The 18951-nt window shown below is 73.5% G+C and carries 20 protein-coding genes and 1 tRNA gene; 6 read left to right on the top strand and 15 right to left on the bottom strand.

Features of this window, described 5'->3' with window-relative positions:
• The 4 genes from ACFV5N_RS03060 to ACFV5N_RS03045 form a co-directional block, all read right to left on the bottom strand.
• A partial coding sequence (locus ACFV5N_RS03060; RefSeq protein WP_385593240.1) for a 1-phosphofructokinase family hexose kinase occupies window positions 1-657 on the bottom strand: 657 nt, incomplete at its 3' end.
• The gene (locus tag ACFV5N_RS03055; protein WP_385593238.1) at window positions 654-1415 is read right to left on the bottom strand and encodes a DeoR/GlpR family DNA-binding transcription regulator; all 762 of its coding nucleotides are present in this window, start codon (window positions 1413-1415) and stop codon (window positions 654-656) included. The genes ACFV5N_RS03055 and ACFV5N_RS03060, both read right to left, overlap by 4 nt.
• 168 nt (window positions 1416-1583) lie before the next feature.
• A complete protein-coding gene (locus ACFV5N_RS03050; RefSeq protein WP_385593236.1) occupies window positions 1584-3122 on the bottom strand; it encodes an MFS transporter in 1539 nt (512 codons plus the stop codon).
• Window positions 3123-3228: 106 nt separating this feature from the next.
• On the bottom strand, window positions 3229-3879 hold the full coding sequence (locus ACFV5N_RS03045) for a TetR/AcrR family transcriptional regulator (protein ID WP_385593233.1): 651 nt from the start codon (window positions 3877-3879) through the stop codon (window positions 3229-3231).
• 210 nt (window positions 3880-4089) lie between these two features.
• Between ACFV5N_RS03045 and ACFV5N_RS03040 the strand changes: the two genes are divergently transcribed.
• Window positions 4090-4884: a universal stress protein gene (locus ACFV5N_RS03040; RefSeq protein WP_385593230.1), complete on the top strand. Its 795-nt coding sequence runs from the start codon at window positions 4090-4092 to the stop codon at window positions 4882-4884.
• Window positions 4885-5062: 178 nt separating this feature from the next.
• On the opposite strand, the gene ACFV5N_RS03035 is transcribed toward ACFV5N_RS03040, so the two are convergent.
• From ACFV5N_RS03035 to ACFV5N_RS03025, 3 genes are all read right to left on the bottom strand, one after another.
• Window positions 5063-6304, bottom strand: a complete 1242-nt coding sequence (locus tag ACFV5N_RS03035; protein WP_385593227.1) for a M20 family metallopeptidase — start codon at window positions 6302-6304, stop codon at window positions 5063-5065.
• Window positions 6305-6306: 2 nt separating this feature from the next.
• Window positions 6307-7779, bottom strand: coding sequence for an FtsW/RodA/SpoVE family cell cycle protein (locus ACFV5N_RS03030; protein ID WP_385593224.1), 1473 nt, complete (start codon window positions 7777-7779; stop codon window positions 6307-6309).
• 74 nt (window positions 7780-7853) lie between these two features.
• Entirely contained in the window at window positions 7854-9107 is a 1254-nt protein-coding gene (locus ACFV5N_RS03025) for a M6 family metalloprotease domain-containing protein (RefSeq protein ID WP_385593221.1), read from the bottom strand.
• A 382-nt stretch (window positions 9108-9489) separates the two neighbouring features.
• Between ACFV5N_RS03025 and ACFV5N_RS03020 the strand changes: the two genes are divergently transcribed.
• Entirely contained in the window at window positions 9490-10503 is a 1014-nt protein-coding gene (locus tag ACFV5N_RS03020) for an RNA polymerase sigma factor RpoD/SigA (RefSeq protein ID WP_375062398.1), read from the top strand.
• Between the two features lie 73 nt (window positions 10504-10576).
• On the opposite strand, the gene ACFV5N_RS03015 is transcribed toward ACFV5N_RS03020, so the two are convergent.
• Together ACFV5N_RS03015 and ACFV5N_RS03010 are read right to left on the bottom strand one after the other, a co-directional pair.
• Entirely contained in the window at window positions 10577-10975 is a 399-nt protein-coding gene (locus ACFV5N_RS03015) for an NUDIX domain-containing protein (protein WP_385593218.1), read from the bottom strand.
• A gap of 136 nt (window positions 10976-11111) precedes the next feature.
• Window positions 11112-12422, bottom strand: coding sequence for an L-fuconate dehydratase (locus ACFV5N_RS03010; protein ID WP_385593215.1), 1311 nt, complete (start codon window positions 12420-12422; stop codon window positions 11112-11114).
• Window positions 12423-12641: 219 nt separating this feature from the next.
• Here ACFV5N_RS03010 and ACFV5N_RS03005 point away from each other — a divergent pair.
• From ACFV5N_RS03005 to ACFV5N_RS02995, 3 genes are all read left to right on the top strand, one after another.
• Window positions 12642-12714: transfer RNA gene (locus ACFV5N_RS03005), tRNA-Arg, on the top strand.
• Between the two features lie 80 nt (window positions 12715-12794).
• A complete protein-coding gene (locus tag ACFV5N_RS03000; RefSeq protein WP_385593212.1) occupies window positions 12795-13433 on the top strand; it encodes a GAP family protein in 639 nt (212 codons plus the stop codon).
• Window positions 13434-13497: 64 nt separating this feature from the next.
• Window positions 13498-13932 carry a hypothetical protein gene (locus tag ACFV5N_RS02995; protein ID WP_385593209.1) on the top strand — a complete coding sequence of 145 codons (435 nt, stop codon included), beginning with the start codon at window positions 13498-13500 and terminating at the stop codon, window positions 13930-13932.
• 65 nt (window positions 13933-13997) lie between these two features.
• Here the strand turns inward: ACFV5N_RS02995 and ACFV5N_RS02990 are convergent, their stop codons facing one another.
• The 6 genes from ACFV5N_RS02990 to tsaB are packed head-to-tail and all read right to left on the bottom strand — an operon-like array spanning window position 13998 to window position 18237.
• The gene (locus tag ACFV5N_RS02990) at window positions 13998-14507 is read right to left on the bottom strand and encodes a methylated-DNA--[protein]-cysteine S-methyltransferase (protein WP_385593206.1); all 510 of its coding nucleotides are present in this window, start codon (window positions 14505-14507) and stop codon (window positions 13998-14000) included.
• Window positions 14504-15685 carry a mandelate racemase/muconate lactonizing enzyme family protein gene (locus ACFV5N_RS02985; RefSeq protein ID WP_385593203.1) on the bottom strand — a complete coding sequence of 394 codons (1182 nt, stop codon included), beginning with the start codon at window positions 15683-15685 and terminating at the stop codon, window positions 14504-14506. The genes ACFV5N_RS02990 and ACFV5N_RS02985 overlap by 4 nt, the downstream gene beginning before the upstream one ends.
• Entirely contained in the window at window positions 15682-15951 is a 270-nt protein-coding gene (locus ACFV5N_RS02980) for a hypothetical protein (protein ID WP_385593200.1), read from the bottom strand. Before ACFV5N_RS02980 ends, ACFV5N_RS02985 begins: the two co-directional genes overlap by 4 nt.
• The gene (tsaD, locus tag ACFV5N_RS02975) at window positions 15948-17066 is read right to left on the bottom strand and encodes a tRNA (adenosine(37)-N6)-threonylcarbamoyltransferase complex transferase subunit TsaD (protein ID WP_385593197.1); all 1119 of its coding nucleotides are present in this window, start codon (window positions 17064-17066) and stop codon (window positions 15948-15950) included. The genes ACFV5N_RS02980 and tsaD overlap by 4 nt, the downstream gene beginning before the upstream one ends.
• An 11-nt stretch (window positions 17067-17077) precedes the next feature.
• The gene (rimI, locus tag ACFV5N_RS02970; RefSeq protein WP_385593194.1) at window positions 17078-17575 is read right to left on the bottom strand and encodes a ribosomal protein S18-alanine N-acetyltransferase; all 498 of its coding nucleotides are present in this window, start codon (window positions 17573-17575) and stop codon (window positions 17078-17080) included.
• A complete protein-coding gene (gene tsaB, locus ACFV5N_RS02965) occupies window positions 17572-18237 on the bottom strand; it encodes a tRNA (adenosine(37)-N6)-threonylcarbamoyltransferase complex dimerization subunit type 1 TsaB (RefSeq protein WP_385593191.1) in 666 nt (221 codons plus the stop codon). Before tsaB ends, rimI begins: the two co-directional genes overlap by 4 nt.
• A 91-nt stretch (window positions 18238-18328) precedes the next feature.
• Between tsaB and ACFV5N_RS02960 the strand changes: the two genes are divergently transcribed.
• Window positions 18329-18931: a L,D-transpeptidase gene (locus ACFV5N_RS02960; RefSeq protein ID WP_385593188.1), complete on the top strand. Its 603-nt coding sequence runs from the start codon at window positions 18329-18331 to the stop codon at window positions 18929-18931.
• The last annotated feature ends 20 nt before the right edge of the window (window positions 18932-18951 follow it).

Here is an 18951-nt window from a genome sequence, read left to right as displayed (position 1 = left end):
GGCGAGGACGGCGCGGGCGCCGCGGGCGCGGAGTTCGCCCGCGGCCTTGACGGCGTCGCCGACGGTGGTGAGGGGGTGTCCGACGGCTTCGGCGAGTTCCTGGGCGTTGGGTTTGATGACGTCGGGGGCTTCGCGCAGGGCGGCCAGCAGGGCGGGGCCGGAGGTGTCGAGGGCGATGCGGGCGCCGGCCCGGTGGGTGCGGGCGACGAGTTCGGCGTACCAGTCGGCGCCGAGGCCGCGGGGCAGGCTGCCGCAGCAGACGGTCCAGGTGGCGCGGGCGGCGTGGACGCGGGCGGTTTCCAGGAGGGTTTCGGTCTCGGTGGCGCTGAGGTGGGGTCCGGCGGCGTTGAGTTTGGTGAGGGTGCCGTCGGGTTCGGCGATGGAGACGTTGACGCGGGTGGAGCCGGTGACGGGGACGCCGGCGACGTGGACGCCGAGTCCGGTGAGGAGGTCGGCCAGGAGGGCGCCCTCGGGGCCGCCGAGGGGGAGGACGGCGGTGGTGGGGAGGCCGGCGGCGGCGACGGCGCGGGAGACGTTGACGCCTTTGCCGCCGGGGTCGACGCGGTCGGCACCGGCGCGCAGGACGGTGCCGCGTTCCAGGGCGGGGATCTCGTAGGTGCGGTCGAGGCTGGGGTTGGGGGTGATGGTGAGGATCATGCGCGGATCACCTCGGTGCCGCTGTCCTCGATGGCGCGGGCGGCGTCGGGGCTGAGGCCGGTGTCGGTGATGAGGAGGTCGATCTGGTCGAGGGTGCCGAAGCGGGCGAAGTGTTCCTCGCCGTGTTTGCGGGAGTCGGCGAGCAGGACGACGCGGCGGGCGGCGGTGATGAGGGCGCGTTTGACGGCGGCTTCGGCGAGGTCGACGGTGGTGAGTCCGGTGGTGGTGCCGAAGCCGTTGGTGGCGAGGAAGAGGACGTCGGCGGTGATCTCGCCGTAGGTGCGCAGGGCCCAGGCGTCGACGGCGGCGCGGGTGCGGTGCCTGAGGCGTCCGCCGACGATGTGGAGTTCGAGGCCGGGGTGGTCGGCGAGGCGGGTGGCGAGCGGCAGGGCGTGGGTGACGACGGTGAGGGCGGCGTCCGGGGGGAGGGCGGCGGCGAGCGCGGCGGTGGTGGTCCCGGCGTCGAGGATGACGCTGCCGTCCTGGGGGAGGTGGTCGAGGGCGGCGGCGGCGATGCGTTCCTTCTCGGCGACGGCGGTGGTCTCGCGTTCGCTGAGGTCGGGTTCGAAGTCGAGGCGGCCGACGGGGATGGCGCCGCCGTGGACGCGGCGCAGCAGGCCGGCGCGGCCGAGGGTGTTCAGGTCGCGGCGGATGGTTTCCGCGGTGACCTGGAAGGTGTCGGCGAGCGCGAGGACCTCGACCCGGCCCTTCTCGCGGGCCAGGCGGAGGATGGCTTGTTGCCGCTCCGGTGCGTACATCTGTGTTTGCGTCCGTTCTACGCCCGAACATGTGGTTTGGGCGCCAGATTACGACCGTGCTGCCAGAAAGTAAACACATCCGGAAACCACCGCACAGACGAACGGGCCCCGCAGCGATCGCTGCGGGGCCCGTTCCTGTGGGGTCGGGCGGCGGGGAGCCGGGCCGGATCAGTGCGCCAGCACCGGTACCGGCCGGTCCTCCTCCTCGCCCGCGGCCGGGGCCTTGTGGGCGGCGGGGCCCTTGCCGTTGATGAGCACGCCCGCGATGGCGGCCGACAGCAGCAGGATGCCGAACGCCCACCAGATGCCCCGGGTGAACCCGTGCACCTGGCCCTCCAGCGCCAGCAGCCCCTGCGCCTGGTCGCCCATGCCCAGCTGGGTGCGGGCGGCGATGTAGGAGGTGGTGGCGGAGGCCGCGATGGTGTTGAGCAGCGCGGTGCCGACGGCGCCGCCGACCTGCTGCGAGGTGTTGACCATGGCGGAGGCGATACCGGCGTCGGCCGGCTGCACGCCGCCGGTGGCCAGTTGCATGGCCGGCATCATCGCGGTGCCGAGCCCGAGGCCGATCAGCAGCATGGCGGGCAGGATGAGCAGCGGGTACGAGGTGTCCATCCCGATCTGGGTCAGCAGCAGCATGCCGGCGGCCGCGACGAGGTAGCCGGGCACCATGAGCTGACGCGGCGGCACCCGCAGCATCAGCCGGGTGGCGATCTGGGTCGAGCCGGTGATCATGCCGGCGACCATCGGCAGGAAGGCCAGGCCGGTGACGACCGGCGAGTACTCCTTGATGAGCTGCATGTAGAAGGTCAGGAACAGGAAGAGACCGAACATGCCGATCACCGCGATGCCGGTGGCCGCGTACGCGCCGCCCCGGTTGCGGTCCAGGACGACGCGCAGCGGCAGCAGCGGGTGCTTCACCCGGGCCTCGACGGCCACGAAGGAGGCGAGCAGGACGGCCGCGGCCACGAACATGCCGACGGTCAGCCCGTCGCCCCAGCCCGTTTCCTCGGCGCGGCTGAAGCCGTACACGAGGGCGACGAGGCCGGTGGTGGCGAGGATGACGCCGGGCAGGTCCAGCGGGGAGCGGTTGCGGGCGCCTTCGGGTTCCTTGATCAGCGCGACGGCGCCGGCTATGGCGACGGCGGCGAAGGGGATGTTGACGTAGAAGGTCCAGCGCCAGTCGAGGTACTCGGTGAGGACGCCGCCGAGCAGCAGCCCGACCGCGCCGCCGGCGCCGGCGATGGCGCCGAAGATGCCGAAGGCCTTGGCCCGTTCCCTGGCCTCGGTGAAGAGCACCGTGAGCAGGGAGAGCGCGGCCGGCGCGAGGAGGGCGGCGAAGACGCCCTGGAGCGCGCGGGAGGCGAACAGCAGCCCGGCGTTGGAGGCGGCGCCGCCGAGGGCGGAGGCGATGGCGAAGCCGACGAGTCCGGTGATGAAGGCGTTGCGCCGGCCCCACAGGTCGGCGATGCGGCCGCCGAAGAGCAGCAGTCCGCCGAAGGCGAGGGCGTAGGCGGTGATGACCCACTGCCGGTTGCCGTCCGACAGACCGAGGTCCACCTGGGCGGAGGGCAGGGCGATGTTGACGATGGTGGCGTCCAGCACCACCATCAGCTGCGCGATGGCGATGAAGGCGAGGATCCGCCAGCGGCGCGGATCGAGCGCTCCGGGCGCGGGGGCCGGGGCGGTCTGGCAGGAGTCCGGTGGCATAGGGGTCGTAACCTCACGTTGCGGTCGGGATAAAGACGGGTAAAACCTGGGCAAAGGGGACCCGGCAGGGCGCGCCGGGCCCCGGTGGTGGCCGGGGGGCGGTGGATCAGCTGAACTCGTCTTCGAGGTCTTCCACCTGGGCGGGTACTCCCGGAAGTTCGGAGCGCGCCGGGGCGCGCAGTCCGTCCAGGAAGATCTGGAGGTGCCGGCGGGCCAGGAGCTCGCTGCCGGAGCAGCGGGTGCCGGGCAGCGGCCGGGTGAGCCGGCTGACGGCGACCAGCAGATCGCCGGGGCCGACGTCGTGGCGCAGTTGCCCCGAGGCCTGGGCCCGGTCGAGCAGCCGTCCGCAGACCTCCAGCAGCCGGTCGCGGCTGGCGGTCAGCTCGGGGTCGTCCGGGTCGAGGCTGACGCCGAGCACGGGGCAGAGCGCGCCGATGCGCTCGTCGGCGGAGCCGAGGATGGTGCGGCGCAGGGCCTCGAAGGGGTCGCTCTCCTCGTCCAGTGCCTGCTGTGCGCGCTCGGTGATCCGGTCGTTCACATAGAGCACCACGTGGTAGAGGAGCGCTTCCCGGTCGGGGAAGTGCCGGTACAGGGTGGCATTGCCGACTCCGGCCTGTCGAGCGATTTCGTCGAGGGGGGCGTCCTTGCCCTGGGCGACGAAGGCGTCGCGGGCGGCGGCCAGGATGCGCTCCCGGTTGCGCACGGCGTCGGCACGCAGCCTGGGCCGTGCCGCCGTCGCGCAGTCGCTGCCGATCATCTTCGCCGCCTTGTCCGTGAGCCGGTCCGGGGAAGCGGGGAGTGGCTCCCCGCTTGGACATACGGAGTTCCAAACGGGGAAGGCGTCCCCGGTTATTTCGGCTTCTCCCGTGGCGTGCGTCACAGCATGGGAGCCCGGGGGTGGCCTTCCGAGAGATAATGGTTCACATCGGATGATGTGCGGATAAAAACCATGCTGCGGAGGTGTGTCATGACCCTCCTCCCCGTCACGGCGGGCGTGGACGGCTCGGCGGAGAGTACGGCCGCCGCCCACTGGGCCGCCGAAGAAGCGGTACGGCGCGGGCTGCGGCTGCGCCTGGTGCACGGCTGGGGCCTCTCCTCGCCGCTGGAGCCGGTGGTCGACCGGGCCGGCGACGAGCAGCGGCGCGCGGAGCGCCTGCTGCGCGAGACGCGGGAGACGCTGCTGGACCGGCACCCCCGGCTGAACGTGTCCCTGGAGGCGATGGCGGACGGCCCGCGGGCCGCGCTGACGGACGTCTCGCGCGACTCGGAACTGCTGGTGGTGGGCTCGCGCGGGCTGGGCGCGCTCTCCGGCTTCCTGCTGGGCTCGGTGAGCGGCCACCTGGTGGGGAACACCGCGTGCCCGGTGGTCGTCGTGCGCTCCGCCCCCGCGGGCGAGCCCGCGACCGGCGGCGCGGAAGCCGAGGTGGTGGTGGGCCTGAAGGACCCGGATCAGCCGCAGGGCGCGGTGCTGGAGTTCGCCTTCACGGCCGCCGCGGGACGCCGGGTGCCGCTGCGGATCGTGTACGCGGGCGAGCGCGACGAGACGGCGGTGGGTGCGGCCGTGGCGCGCTGGCGGGCGGCGCACCCGCAGGTGGTCGTCGTCGAGACGGCCGTGGCGGGCAGCGCCTCACCGGTCCTGCTGTCGGCGGCCTCCGACGCGGCGCTGGTCGTGGTGGGACGGGGCCCGGGCCGGGTGGGGCCGGTGGTGCACGGCCTGCTGCATCACGCGGGCAGCCCGGTGGCCGTCGTACCGCATCCCTGACCCGGGCTTCCGTCCGGCCCCGGGCACGACGGAAGCCAAGGGCTCGTGCCCGGAATCTCTTCCGGGCCCTTGATTCCGTGCACCTGCTCCACGTTTCTCAAGGTGGTCCTTGGCTCCACTTCCATCGTGACACGCCGACCGGCAGAACGCCACTTGTCGGGCGAACGGGACATCTCGCTCAGACGGTCGCGGTCCCCGCCCCGGCCTCCGCCTCCAGCCGCCGCAGCGCCAGCTCCGCGTACAGCGCGGCACCGTCCGGCAGCACCGACTCGTCGAACACCGCCAGCGGCGAGTGGTTGCTCGGCGCCGTCTCCGGATCGGCCCCCACCGGCGTGGCGCCCAGGAACACCATCGCGCCCGGCACCGCCTCGATCACCCGGGAGAAGTCCTCGGCCCCCAGGCTCGGGTTGTCCATCGGCGCGTACCGCTCCTCCCCCAGCAGTTCCCGCACCGTGTGCGCCGCGAAGTCCGTCTCGGCGCGGTCGTTGACGGTCACCGGGTACTGCTCGGAGAACACCGCCTCCACCTCGACCCCGTACGCCGCCGCGATGCCCTCGCACACCGCGACCGTACCGGCCCGCAGCCGCTCCAGGTTCTCCGCCGAGAAGCAGCGGATCGTGGCCTCGAACCGGGCGGTGTCCGGGATGATGTTGGTGGCCGTCCCCGCGTGGAACGTCCCCACCGTCAGCACCACCGGGTCGAACACGTCGAAGCTCCGGGTGACGAACGTCTGCAGCGCCCCCACCATCTCGGCGGCCGGCGGGATCGGGTCCTTCCCCCGGTGCGGGGAACTGCCGTGCGCGCCCGCGCCCCGCACCGTCACCGACAGCACATTGGAGGAGGCCATCTGCGGGCCGCCGCGCGCCGTGAACACCCCGGCCGGCCAGCTGTGCGACATCACGTGCAGCGCGTACGCCGCCACCGGACGCCGGCCCGGCCCCGCCGCGTCCAGCACGCCCTCCGCCAGCATCCGCCCGGCCCCGTCGTACCCCTCCTCGCCCGGCTGGAACATGAAGATCACGTCCCCGGCCAGCCGGTCACGCCGCGCGCTCAGCAACCGGGCGGCGCCCGCCAGCATCGTGGTGTGCAGATCGTGCCCGCAGGCGTGCATCCGCTCCACCGGCGCGGCGAAGTCCAGGCCGCTGCGCTCGGCCAGCGGCAGCGCGTCCATGTCACCGCGCAGCAGCACGGTGGGCCCGGGCAGCGCCCCGCGCAGCACGCCGGTCACCGAGCTGAGCCCGGTGCCGGTGGTGATCTCCAGCGGCAGCCCGTCCAGCGCGGCGAGCACCGCCTCCTGGGTGCGGGGCAGCTGCAGCCCCACCTCGGGGATGCCGTGCAGGGTGCGGCGCAGCCGGGTCAGCTCGCCGGCCAGCGCGCCGGCGTCGTCGGTCAGGGAGGCACTGCTCGTGGTCACGGTCATGGTCAGCGGGGCTCCTTCGGTGCCGTGGAGGGTGAAGCGGGGTCGTCGTCGGTCCGGATCACGGGGGTGAGGATGGTCGCGTTGCCCTCGGGCTCGGTGGACGCCTTCCCGGCGCTGTCGCTGATTCTGATCAGCAGCGCGACCAGCAGGAAGTTCGCCACCGTCGAGGAGCCGCCCTGGGCCAGGAACGGCAGGGCCTTGCCGGTGAGCGGGATCAGCCCGGTGACGCCCCCGGCGACGACGAAGACCTGGAGCGCGACGACGCAGGCCAGCCCGGCCGCCAGCAGCTTCCCGAACGGGTCGGTGACCGACAGCGCCGTGCGCATCGCCCGCTCGATGAGCAGCACGTACAGGAAGAGCACCGCGACGACGCCGGCCAGGCCGAGTTCCTCGCCGACCGTGGACAGGATGAAGTCGGAGCGCCCGGCGAAGCCGATCAGGTCGGGGTGCCCCTGGCCGAGACCCGTTCCGGTGAGCCCGCCGGTGCCGAAGCTGAACAGCGCCTGCGCCGACTGGTCGGAGATCAGGCCGGGCGGGCGCTGCTCGGGCGGCAGGTAGATCGCCATCGGGTCCAGCCACGCCTGGACCCGGCCCTTGACGTGCGGCTGGGTGGCGGCCACCAGGACGGTGCCGCCGACCGCCATCAGCCCGCCGAGCAGCACCCAGCTGGTGCGCTCGGTGGCGATGTAGAGCATGAGGATGAAGACGCCGAAGAAGATCAGCGAGGTGCCGAGGTCGCGCTCGTAGAAGAGCACCACCAGCGAGACGCCCCACACCAGCAGCACCGGTCCCGCGTTGCGGCCGCGCGGCAGGGCCAGGCCCAGGAAGCGGCGGCCGACCAGGGCGAGGGCGTCGCGGTTGGCCATCAGATAGCTGGCGAAGAACACCACGATCATGACCTTGACGAACTCGCCCGGCTGCACGGACAGCGGCCCGAGGTTGATCCACCGCTTGGCGCCGTACCTGTCCGCGCCGAAGAACGCCGGGGCCATCAGCAGCAGCAGCGATATCGCCATGCCGACGTAGGTGTAGCGGGCCAGCAGCCGGTGGTGGCGCAGCACGATCAGGGTGCCGATGAGCAGCGCGATGCCGATGACGGTCCACATGACCTGGCCGGACGCCACCGGCTCGGAGCCGTAGCGCAGCGCGTAGGAGTGGTCGAGCCGGTCCATGAGGAGCAGGCCGAGCCCGGAGAGCATCACGGTGACCGGCAGGATCAGCGGGTCGGCGTGCCGGGCGAAGCGCCGTACCGCCAGATGGGCGGCGAGCGCGGCGCCGGCGAGCACCGCGGTGTACGGGAGCAGGCCGGACGGCACGCTCTCCTCCAGCGCGAGACCGGCACTGGCGTGCCCGGCGGCGCAGACGAGGACGGCCAGGATGATGAGCACCAGTTCGGTGTTGCGCCGGTGGGCGATCCACCGTCTGATCTCGGCGCGCGGATCCGCTCTGTCCGCGCCGCGCCCGCCTCGCCCCATGTCCGTGTCCCGCCCCGCCCCTGCTGGTCGTGTGTGTGCCGTGGGCCGAACCTACCCCGGCCGGCGCCCCCCGGTCACCAGCGAGTGACCCGGACCCGGTGCGAGCCGTCGGGCTGGGCGTCCAGGACCTCGACGCGGACACCGGCGGCCTCGTCGGTGAAGGTCTCGCCGGGGACGAAAGGCGCGTCGGTCAGTTCGGCGGTCACCTGCGGGTCGGGCAGCGTCTGGCAGCCGGCGGAGCCCGGGGTCGCGTCCTCGACCCGGACGGGGCCGCGGCCGGTGGGGACGGCGGCGTCCACCCGGGAGACGAGGACGCCGGGGCGGCACACGACGCTGTCGAGGGCGGCGGGGGTGCGCACCTCGACGGCGATCGCCTCGCTGGGGCCGGTGCGCAGCGCGAGCAGTTTGACGCCGCTGCCGGGGTCGGCGACAGGCAGCAGCGTGTACTCGGCGGGACCGCTGCCGGCCGGGACGCACACCACCTCGGCACCGGTGAGCCAGCCGAGCTTCCACTTGTGCCAGGCGAGGAAGTCGTTGGTGGGCCCCCAGTCCTGCTCCATGACGTCCCAGTGGCCGGCGAGCAGCGGGGCGTCGTCCTGGCCGGTCCAGTAGAGGTCGGGGAGGCCGAAGGCGTGGCCGTTCTCGTGCACCAGGACGCGGTGCGGGCTCTCGCCCGGCTGCCGGCTCCAGATGAAGCTGACGTTGGCGAGGGTGCCGGTGGGGGTCTCGGCGAGCGGGCGGCCGGGGAAGGAGACGGAGAGGACCTTCTCGGTGGCCGGTGGTCCGGCGTTGGGGGTGGCGAGCACGTTGACCAGGTCGTAGGCGGAGTGGTCCACCTCCGCGCCGAGGGCGGCGACGATCTCCTCGATCAGCCGGTTGTAGCCCTGGGGGTCGTCGGGGTGCCAGCCGGCACCGCGGTCGATGCCGTACGCCTCGAACGGCTGGGACATGCGCAGCCAGCGGTGGACGGGTTCGGCCCGGTAGTCCAGGAGCCCGTAGGAGCTGGTGCGGAAGTAGTCGCTGGTGGCGGGGAAGAACTCGGCGAATCGTTCCTGCGTGCTGCCGCGGGCCTCGGCGTCGGGGAAGTCGATGAAGACGGTGAGCGCGGTGATGGTGCCGGTGGTGGGGGTGTAGCCCGGCGAGGTGGGCATGCCGACGCTCAGCCCCTCGTGCTCGGCCGGGGCGCAGGCGCCGTCGGTGGCGGCGGCGGCGCGCAGCAGGTGGTGCGGGAGTACGGGGGCCGCGCCAGGCGTTGAACCGATGACCAGGGCCAGGGACCCGCCGACGGCGACGAGGGCTCGCCGGGGGCGGCTGGGTATGTGAGGCATCTCGCTTCTCGCCCTTCCCCGCCGTGCGGCCCCCGGGGTGCGGGTGGCGGCGGTGGCGGTCCGGTCGGGGTGGAGGCCGGCTGGGAATCCACCTTGGGCCGGGGAAAGGGGGGCCGCGCGCGGAGTGACGCATCCGGGTGGTGGGCACCCGCGCAACCATCGGAGGGCGCCGTTCGTCTTCACAGACGTGGGGAGAAGACCATGGGCTGCGCGTGGGCGGGCAGGATACTGCATCGGCGGAAAAAGATGCGTCGCTTGGGAATTCTGTCCGGATTCCCGTCGTTGATTCGTTACGGACGCGGGAGGCGAGGGGGCATCCCAGGCGTCCGGGTTGACCAGCGCGTCAATCGATCAGGATTCGATCACTCGCAAGGGAGCACGTATGGCAACCCGTGCCGTCGCCCGACGTAAGGACACCGTGGAGGGTGCCGAGTCGACGGGCAGTGTCCGGTCCAGTGCAGGCGGTGATGCCACCGAGCGCGATCTCGTGGGGATGTATCTCGATGAGATAGCCCGCACTCCGCTGCTGGACGCGGCGAAAGAGGTCGAGCTGTCCCTCGCGATCGAAGCGGGGCTGTTCGCCGAGCGTCTGCTGAGCGGCGAGGAGCCGCCCGTCACGCAGGGGCCCGCCGCCGATGTCACCCGCGAGGAGCTGGAGGCGATCGCCGCCGCCGGCGAACGCGCCAAGGACGTCTTCATCCGCTCCAACCTGCGCCTGGTGGTGGCGGTCGCCCGCCGCTATCCGCGCAGTGGGCTGCCGCTGCTCGACCTGATCCAGGAGGGCAACGCGGGCCTGGTGCGCGCGGTGGAGAAGTTCGACTACAGCAAGGGCTTCAAGTTCTCTACCTACGCGACCTGGTGGATCCGGCAGGCCATCACCCGGTCGATCGCCGACCAGTCGCGCACCATCCGGCTCCCCGTCCACCTGGTGGAGGAGCTGGGCCGGATCCGGCGCGTGCAGCGGGAGTTCAACCGCGAGCAGGGCCGTGAGCCGGAGCCGTCGGAGGTGGCGGCCGAGCTGGGCTCCACCCCGGAGCGGGTCCAGGACGTCCTGGACTGGGCGCGCGACCCCGTCTCGCTGAACATGTCGGTGGACGACGAGGGCGAGACCCAGTTCGGCGACCTGCTGGAGGACACCTCGGCGGCCTCGCCGGAGCAGTCGGTCCTGGTGATGCTGCGCCGTGAGGGTCTGGAGGACCTGATCGGCCGGCTCGACCAGCGGACCGCGGCGATCATCCGGGCCCGTTACGGCATCGAGGACGGCCGCGAGCGCACCCTGACGGAGGTCGGCAAGCAGCACGGCCTCACCCGGGAGCGCATCCGGCAGATAGAGAAGCACGCCCTGCTGGAGCTGAAGAAGATGGCCAGCGACTCGGGGTTCGACGCGGCGGCGTGAGCCCGCCCGTCCTGAGGAGAGAAGGTCCCGGTGGATGCCCGCCGGGACCTTCGCGTGTGCGGGCGGGCGCCGGTCAGCGCAGCTGCCCCGAGGCGTGCAGGTGGTCGAGGATCTGCCGGGTGGCCGGGGAGACCCGGTCCCGGTCGGCGTGGCCGAGCCAGGTGAGTTCCTCGATCTCGGCGCTGGGGGTGAGGGTGCCCCGGTAGTCGGCGGTGTAGCAGGTGATGCGGACCGTGGTGCCGGAGGTACGGCCGTGGGCCTGGGCCTCGAACGTGCCGGCGTGCGCGGCGCCGGACGGGTCGATGGTCACGGCCAGTTCCTCGGCGACCTCCCGGACCAGGGTCTCCAGATCGCTCTCGCCGGGCTCGCGTTTGCCGCCGGGGATGTAGTAGGTGTCCTTGCCGCGGGAGCGGGCGGCGAGCACCTTCCCGTCCTCCAGCCGCAGCCAGGCGACCTTGTCGATGATCGTCATCCTCGTCCGTTCCTGCCGTGTTCCGTGCGGGTGCGCCTGCGACGATATCCCCGGCGCCCGGACGGCCGGGGGCGGAGGGCCCCGAGGGGGAGCGGGCGGGGCCGCCCTCGCCTTCCCCCGGGCGGGCCCCCGGCGCTCAGGCGCCGTCCCGGCCCGCCCAGTAGGCGCCGTCCGGGTAGCGGTACGCGGCCACGCTCGCCGGGTGCAGCTCGGCGCTGTAGCCGGGGGCGGACGGCAGGACGTACGCGCCGTCGCGCACCACGCACGGGTCGGTGAAGTGCTCGTGCAGATGGTCGACGTACTCGGTGACCCGGCCCTCCAGCGAGCCGGACACGGCGACGTAGTCGAAGACCGACAGATGCTGGACGAGTTCGCACAGCCCGACCCCGCCCGCGTGCGGGCAGACCGGCACCCCGAACTTCGCGGCCATCAGCAGCACGGCGATGACCTCGTTGACGCTCGCGAGCCGGGCGGCGTCCAGCTGGCAGTAGTCGATCGCCCCGGCCTGGAACAACTGCTTGAACAGCACCCGGTTCATGCCGTGTTCGCCGGTGGCCACCCCGATCGGGGCCACCGCCCGGCGGATCGCCGCGTGGCCGAGGATGTCGTCGGGGGAGGTGGGTTCCTCGATCCACAGCGGCTCGAACCCGGCGAGCGCCCGCACCCATCGGATGGCCTCGGGGACGTCCCACACCTGGTTGGCGTCGATCATCAGCTGGGCGTCCCCGTACCCGATGACCTCGCGGGCGATGCGCAGCCGCCGGATGTCGTCGGCCAGGTCGGCGCCGACCTTGAGCTTGATGTGCCGGTAGCCGGAGTCCACCGCTTCCCGGCACAGCCGGCGCAGCTTGTCGTCGGAGTAGCCGAGCCAGCCGGCGCTGGTGGTGTAGCAGGGGTAGCCGGTGCGTTCCAGTTCGGCGACGCGCCGGGCGCGGGTGGGCGCCCGTTCGGCGAGCAGGCCGATGGCCTCCTCCCGGGTGAGGACGTCCGACAGATAGCTGAGGTCGGCGGCGTCGGCGAGTTCGGCGGGCGTCATGTCGGCGAGCAGCCGCCACAGCGGCTTGCCCGCGGCGCGTGCGGCGAGGTCCCACACGGCGTTCATCACGGCGGCCAGCGCCAGGTGCTCCACCCCCTTGTCGGGGCCGAGCCAGCGCAGCTGGGAGTCCGAGGCCAAGTCCCGGTACACGGCGCCGGGATCGCCGGTGACCTCGGCGACCGTCCGGCCGACCAGCGGCCGGCCGCGCAGCCGGGCGGCGAGCACGCACACGTCGTTGCCTCGGCCGATGGTGAAGGTGAACCCGAAGCCGGACAGCCGCGGGTCGTCGGTCCGGAGGACGACATAGGCGGCGGAGTAGTCACCGTCCTTGTTCATGGCGTCGGAGCCGTCCCGGTCCACGGAGGTGGGGAACCGGACGTCGGACACCTCGACGCTGACGATCCTGGTCATCGTTTCTCCCCACGCGCGGCTGCGGAACCGCCCGAGCGTAGATCCGATGATTTTCCCTCACAAGAGGGCACAGGCGGCGGAAAGGGACCGGACCAGAGGGCCGTCGGCCCGCTCATCCATCCGATGGATCCGGGCGACCGATCCACGGGACACCACCGCCCCCACCGGGACGCGCCACCCGCCGGACGCCCCGGCCCCACCCGCTACACTTGCACAACCGCCTCCGTAGCTCAGGGGATAGAGCACGGCTCTCCTAAAGCCGGTGTCGCAGGTTCGAATCCTGCCGGGGGCACACGACATGAGCGCCGGCCGCGCGTGGCCCCCACGAACGGCCGAGCCTAGCGGGGGCGCCGCCGGGTTACCCCTGGTGATGTGGACGTTCCCATCCTGCCGCTGGCCATCACGATGATGGCGGGGCCTCAGATCGTCTCGGCGATCATCCTCGTCACGGTGCCGCACGCCGTCCGGGTCTCGCTGGCGTTCCTGTGCGGGGTGGCCCTCGCCGTCACCGGCGGGGTGCTGGTGATGCTGCTGGTGGCCCATCTGGTGGGCGGTGGCGTCAGCCTGGGGAGCCAGCACGACCTCGGTTCGGTCGGCAACATCATCAAGTACGTGCTGGTCGGCCTGCTGGTCCTCGCCGCGCTGAAGAACTGGCGCGGCCGGGAGACCTCCGAGCCGCCCTCCTGGCTCTCCGGGCTGATGACGGCCGGCCCCTCCCGGGCGTTCAGCGTCGGGCTGCTGATCATCGTGCTGATGCCCTCCGACCTGATCGTCCTGCTGACCGTCGGCGTCCACCTGACGCAGGGCGGCGGCAGCGGGTTCGCCGGTGCCCTGCCGTTCATCGTGCTCACCGTGCTGATCGCGGCGCTGCCGCTGCTGGTCCGTCTGCTGTTCCGGCGCCGGGCCGAGACCGCCATGCCGGCCGTCCGGGACTGGATGAACAGCCACAGCTGGCTGATCAACATCGGCGTCTGCGCGCTCTTCGTCGTGCTGATCCTGAGCGGCGGCTGACCGGCCTCACCCGGACGGCCCCGTCCCGCTGGGCGGGGCGCGGCGACAGCGGGACCGTGGAGCCATGGCGAACTCCCCGTCCCCCGCACCGGACCGCGCCTCCCGCACCGGCACCGACCAGGCGCTGGCCACCGGCGTGGTCGTCTTCGCCGCGGTGATGCTCATCATCGGCGGCGTCATGGACATCCTCCGCGGCTCCATGGCCCTGGCCAAGGACGACATCTTCGTGACCACCCCCCAGTACGCGTTCCGGTTCGACCTCACGCAGTGGGGCTGGATCCTCCTCGTCCTCGGCATCCTCGCCGTCCTGGTCGGCCTCGGCCTCTTCCGGGCCGCGCTGTGGGCGCGCGTCGCCGGGGTGGTGATCGCGGGGCTGCTGATGCTGGCGAGCTTCCTGTCGGTCCCGTACTACCCGCTGTGGTCCGTGGTGCTGATCGCGCTGTACGCGTTCGTCATCTGGGGCCTGTGCACGGTCCGCCCACCGCGGCCTCACGGCTGAGGCCGGGCCCGGGGTGCCGGGCCGGGCACGGCGGCGACCCCGGTCTCAGCCCTGCCCCACGGCGGTCAGAACAGCCGGGCGGCCCGGGCGTCGGCCGGCTCCTCCAGCTCCAGCAGGAACCGTTTGCGCGCCAGCCCGCCCGCGTACCCCGTCAGGCTGCCGTCCGCGCCCACCACCCGGTGGCAGGGCACGATCACCGAGATCGGGTTGCGGGCGTTGGCCGACCCGACCGCCTGCGCCAGCGACACGTCGCCCAGTTCCCGCGCCAGCTGCCCGTACGAGCGCCGCTCGCCGTACGGGATCCGCTCCAGCAGCCGCCACACCTTCAGCTGGAAGGCGTTGCCGCGCGGTGCCAGCGGCAGGTCGAAGCGGGTGCGCTCCCCCGTGAAGTACTCCGCGAGCTGGCCGCGCACCGCCACGAACCCGGTGCTCACCCGCGGGCCCAGCGCCTCCGAGGGCGGCATCCGCAGATGCCGGGGGAAGTACAGCCCGGTCAGCGCCCCCGACTCCTCCTCGGCCACCGCCGTCAGCGGGCCGAGCGGCGAGTCGATCACGGTGTGCACCAGTGCGGTCATGCGCGCAGCTCCACGGCGTGGTCCGGCAGCCGGTGCGCGCGGACCCACTCCTCGTCGACGGTCACGCCGAGCCCGGGCCCGTCCGGGATCAGGACCCGGCCGCCCGGCGCCGGCCGCACGGGGTCGGCGAGCACCCCCTCGCGCAGCGGGTTGGTGCCCCGGTCGAACTCGAACAGCAGCGGCTCGCCGCCGACCGGCCCGTACGGGACGTCCGGGACCGCCGACAGCAGCTGGAGCGTCGCCGCCTGCGCGAGCCCGGTGCCCCAGCAGTGCGGGGACAACCGCAGGTTCCAGGCCGCCGCCAGCGCGCGGATCGCCTGCGCCTCGGTGAACCCGCCGCACTTGGCCACATCCGGCTGCACGACATCGAGCAGGCCGTGCGCGATCGGGTCGCGGAACCCGTACCGGGTGTACAGCGCCTCCCCGCCGGCCACCGGCGGCAGTCCGGCGGCGCGCAGGGCGCGGTAGCCGTCGTGGTCGTGCGGCGGCACCGGTTCCTCGATCCAGTACGGGTCGAGGTCCGCCAGCCGCTCGGCGGAGCGGCGGACCGAGGCGGCCGTGGCCGTGCTGTTGTAGTCCACCAGGACCAGGCCGTCGTCGCCGAACACCTCGCGGGCCACCCGGGTGCGCGCCCGGTCCTCGGCCGGGCCGAGCCCGATCTTGATCTTGACGGCGCGGAAGCCCTCGGCGGCGTGGGCCGCCAGCATCGCGCGCAGTTCGCCCGGGTCACGGCCGGGGGTCACATAGCCGCTGGAGGCGTACGCGGCCACGCTCTCCCGCAGCCGCCCGCCCAGCAGGGCGCCGACCGGCACCCCGAACGTACGGGCCCCGGCGTCCCACAGCGCGATGTCCAGGCCGCTCAGCGCGGCCACGTGGGGGCCGCCGGTGGTGTGGTGGTAGCCGGCGGACAGCTGCTGGAGGACGTGCTGCTCGGTGATGTCGGCAGGGGCGCCGAGCAGCGCCGCGCCGAACTCGGCCAGGAACGGCGCCACCCGGCGCGGCGGCCCGAACGACTCGCCCCAGCCGGTCACCCCGTCCGAGGTGGTGACCTTGACCAGCGTGGCCACCCGCCGGTCGCCCAGCGCCTTGGCGGTGCCGTACACGTCGTGCGGCAGCAGGGCCTCCAGCGGGAAGGTCTCCACGCCGGTGACGACCGGTCGCCCGGGGCCGCCGCTCACTCCGGGACCCGCTGGAAGCGCCAGCGGTGCACCGGCCGGTGCAGCAGGGCGGCGGGCGGCTCGGGCAGTTCGGCGATCCGGCCGTCGGTGCCGTCGGTGGTGTCGTCGGTGTCCCACCAGGTGATGACCAGCACCCGGTCGGCGGCGGCCGTGAACGTCTCACGGCGCGCCGGTGCCGGGTCCAGCGCCTGGCCGCGCACCCAGTCCAGCAGGTCGGCGCCGCGCCCCTCGGCGGCCCGCGCCTCCCACATGAGCGTGGTGGTCACCCCTGCCCCCCGTAGAGATTGGCGGCGCTCAGCTCGTGCACGTGGTCGTGGCTGTGGTCGTGCTCGTGGGTCCGGCCCGGGATGTGGGTCTCGGTCACCGGCAGCGAGGAGTCGGCCGGCAGGCCGAGGCCGGAGGCCGGGCGGTTGCGCGCGACCATCTCCGCGCCCAGCGCCGCCACCATCGCGCCGTTGTCCGTGCACAGCTTGGGGCGGGGCACCCGCAGCGTGATCCCGGCGGCGTCGCAGCGCTCCTGCGCCATGGCACGCAGCCGCGAGTTGGCCGCCACCCCGCCGCCGATCATCAGATGGTCCACGCCCTGCTCCTTGCAGGCGCGCACCGCCTTGCGGGTCAGCACGTCGGTGACCGCCTCCTGGAACGAGGCCGCCACATCCGCCACCGGCACCGGCTCCCCGGCCCGCCGCCTGGCCTCCACCCAGCGGGCCACCGCGGTCTTCAGTCCGGAGAAGGAGAAGTCGAACGGCGCGTCCCGGGGCCCGGTCAGCCCGCGCGGGAACCGGATCGCCTCCGGGTCGCCCTCGCGCGCGTACCGGTCGATCACCGGGCCGCCGGGGAAGCCGAGCCCGAGCACCCGCGCCACCTTGTCGAACGCCTCCCCCGCAGCGTCGTCGATCGTCGAGCCCAGCGGCCGGACGTCGGCGGTGATGTCGGGTGCGAGCAGCAGCGAGGAGTGCCCGCCGGAGACCAGCAGCGCCATGGTCGGCTCGGGCAGCGGGCCGTGCTCAAGCTGGTCCACGCAGATGTGCGAGGCGAGGTGGTTGACCCCGTACAGCGGCTTGCCCAGCGCGTAGGCGTACGCCTTCGCCGCCGAGACGCCCACCAGCAGCGCGCCCGCGAGCCCGGGCCCGGCGGTCACGGCGATGCCGTCCAGATCGCTCGCCGCGATCCCCGCCTCCTTCAGCGCCCGCTCGATGGTGGGAACCATCGCCTCCAGATGCGCCCGGCTGGCGATCTCCGGCACCACGCCCCCGAACCGGGCGTGGTCGTCCACACTCGACGCCACGGCGTCCGCGAGCAGCGTGGTCCCGCGCACGATGCCCACCCCGGTCTCGTCGCAGGAGGTCTCGATGCCCAGCACGAGCGGTTCGTCAGCCATCTCTTTCCGTCTCAGCTCTCGTCGGGGTGATCGTGCGGCGCCGTCCGCCGCATCACCAGCGCGTCATGGTTGCCCGGCTGGTAGTAGCCGCGCCGGATGCCCAGCGGCTCGAAGCCGAACCGGGTGTACAGCCGCTGGGCCCGGGCGTTGTCCACCCGCACCTCCAGGAACACCTCGCCGCAGCCGGCCGCCCCGGCGGCGGTCAGCAGTTCGGTGAGCAGCCGGGCACCGAGCCCGGTGCCCTGCCGGTCCGGGGCCACCGCGATGGTCTGCACATCGGCCTGGTCCCCGGCCACCGCGAGACCGGCGTATCCGGCCGCGGCGCCGCCGGGGCCGTCGGCCACCACGTAGTGCCGGCTGCGCCGGGGGCCGCGGGCCAGCGCCAGCTCGGACCAGAACATCCCCGGCGACCAGGCGTCCTCCGGGAACACCGCCCGCTCCAGCTCCAGCACCGGCTCGATGTCCCACCAGCGCATCTCGCGCAGGCCGCCGTGCCCGCCCTCCGTCATGGGGTGACGACCTTGTAGCCGGCCGGCACCTGGGCGTCGGGCCGGCGCAGATAGAGCGGGCGCGGCGGCCCGGGCTCCTCGCCCGCGGCCAGCCGCTCGGCGGCGAGCGCGGCGAGCGCCCCGGCCGAGGCGTGCTGGGGGGCGTCCCGGCGCGGGTCGGCGAAAGCGTCCGCGTACAGCGGGGCGCCCGCGCCGACGGCGGGCAGCGCGGTCACCTCGGCAGGCAGTTCCCCGGCACGGTCGACGGCGGGGCCGGCGGCGCGGGTGCGGGCATCGGTGTACCGGGCCCAGTACACCTCCTTGCGCCGGGCGTCGGTGGCCACCACGAAGGGGCCGCTCAGCCCGGCCTGCCCGGCCGCGTACGCGATGCCGTCCAGCGTGCAGAGCCCGTACACGGGAACGGAGAGGGCCGCGCCCAGCGTGGCGGCCGTCACCAGACCCACCCGCAGCCCGGTGTACGGGCCGGGGCCGTTGCCCACCACCAGGCCGGTGACCTCGCTGATCTTCCGCCCGGCGGAGGTCAGCACCCGGTCGACGGCGGGCATCAGCAGCTCGCCGTGCCGGCGGGCGTCGATCTGTTCCCAGGAGGCGAGCACCCGGCCCTCTCCGTACAGCGCGACGGTGACGGCGGGGGTGGCGGTATCCATGGCAAGCAGCAGCACGTCAGCAAGCGTACGGTCTCTCGCGCCCGGCCATACGGCTGATAGCGTCACCACAGGATTCCGCAATACAGCGAAAGGCGGCAGCAGCCCCGTGGCGCGCAGTCACTCCCGCACCCGGCCCGGGCCCCTCGTGGCCGTGCTCACCGCTGGCGCCCTCGCGGTGGTCGCGTTCTTCGCCTACCAGGCGAACGCGGCCCCCGACCGCCCCGGGGCCTCCGGGACTCCGGAGCCGACGCCGACCGACGAGATCGTGCCGGAGAAGCCCGAGGAGGGCGAGCAGGGGGACCCGGACAACCCGGCGCTGCCCGCCGACTCGGGCGAGGGCGCGCGGGTGGTGTACTCGCTGGGCCAGCAGCGGCTGTGGCTGGTGGCGGAGGCGCCGGACGGTCTGGGCGAGGAGGTCCTGCACACCTATCCCGCGCACCGCAGCACGGTGGACCCGCAGCCCGGGGTGTACGAGGTGACGCGCCGGGACGAGGCCATCCCCGGCTCGGACGGGGTGCCGATCCAGCACGTGGTGGTCTTCCACACCGACCCGGAGGGCATCGTCTTCGGCTTCTCGGCCGCGGTGGACGGCTCGCTGCCCGACCCCTCGGCCCAGGCCCGCACCGGCGGCGTCCGCCAGTCCCCGGAGGACAGCCCCCATCTGTGGGAGTTCGCCGAGGTGGGCACGCAGGTGGTCGTGGTCCCCTGAGGCCGTCGCGGTCCCCTGAC

Source organism: Streptomyces sp. NPDC059853 (assembly GCF_042731495.1).
In the GTDB taxonomy this organism is placed as follows: Bacteria; Actinomycetota; Actinomycetes; order Streptomycetales; family Streptomycetaceae; genus Streptomyces.
The sequence above is the reverse complement of the archived record's forward strand: the minus strand, read 5'-3'. Positions and strand labels throughout refer to the sequence as shown.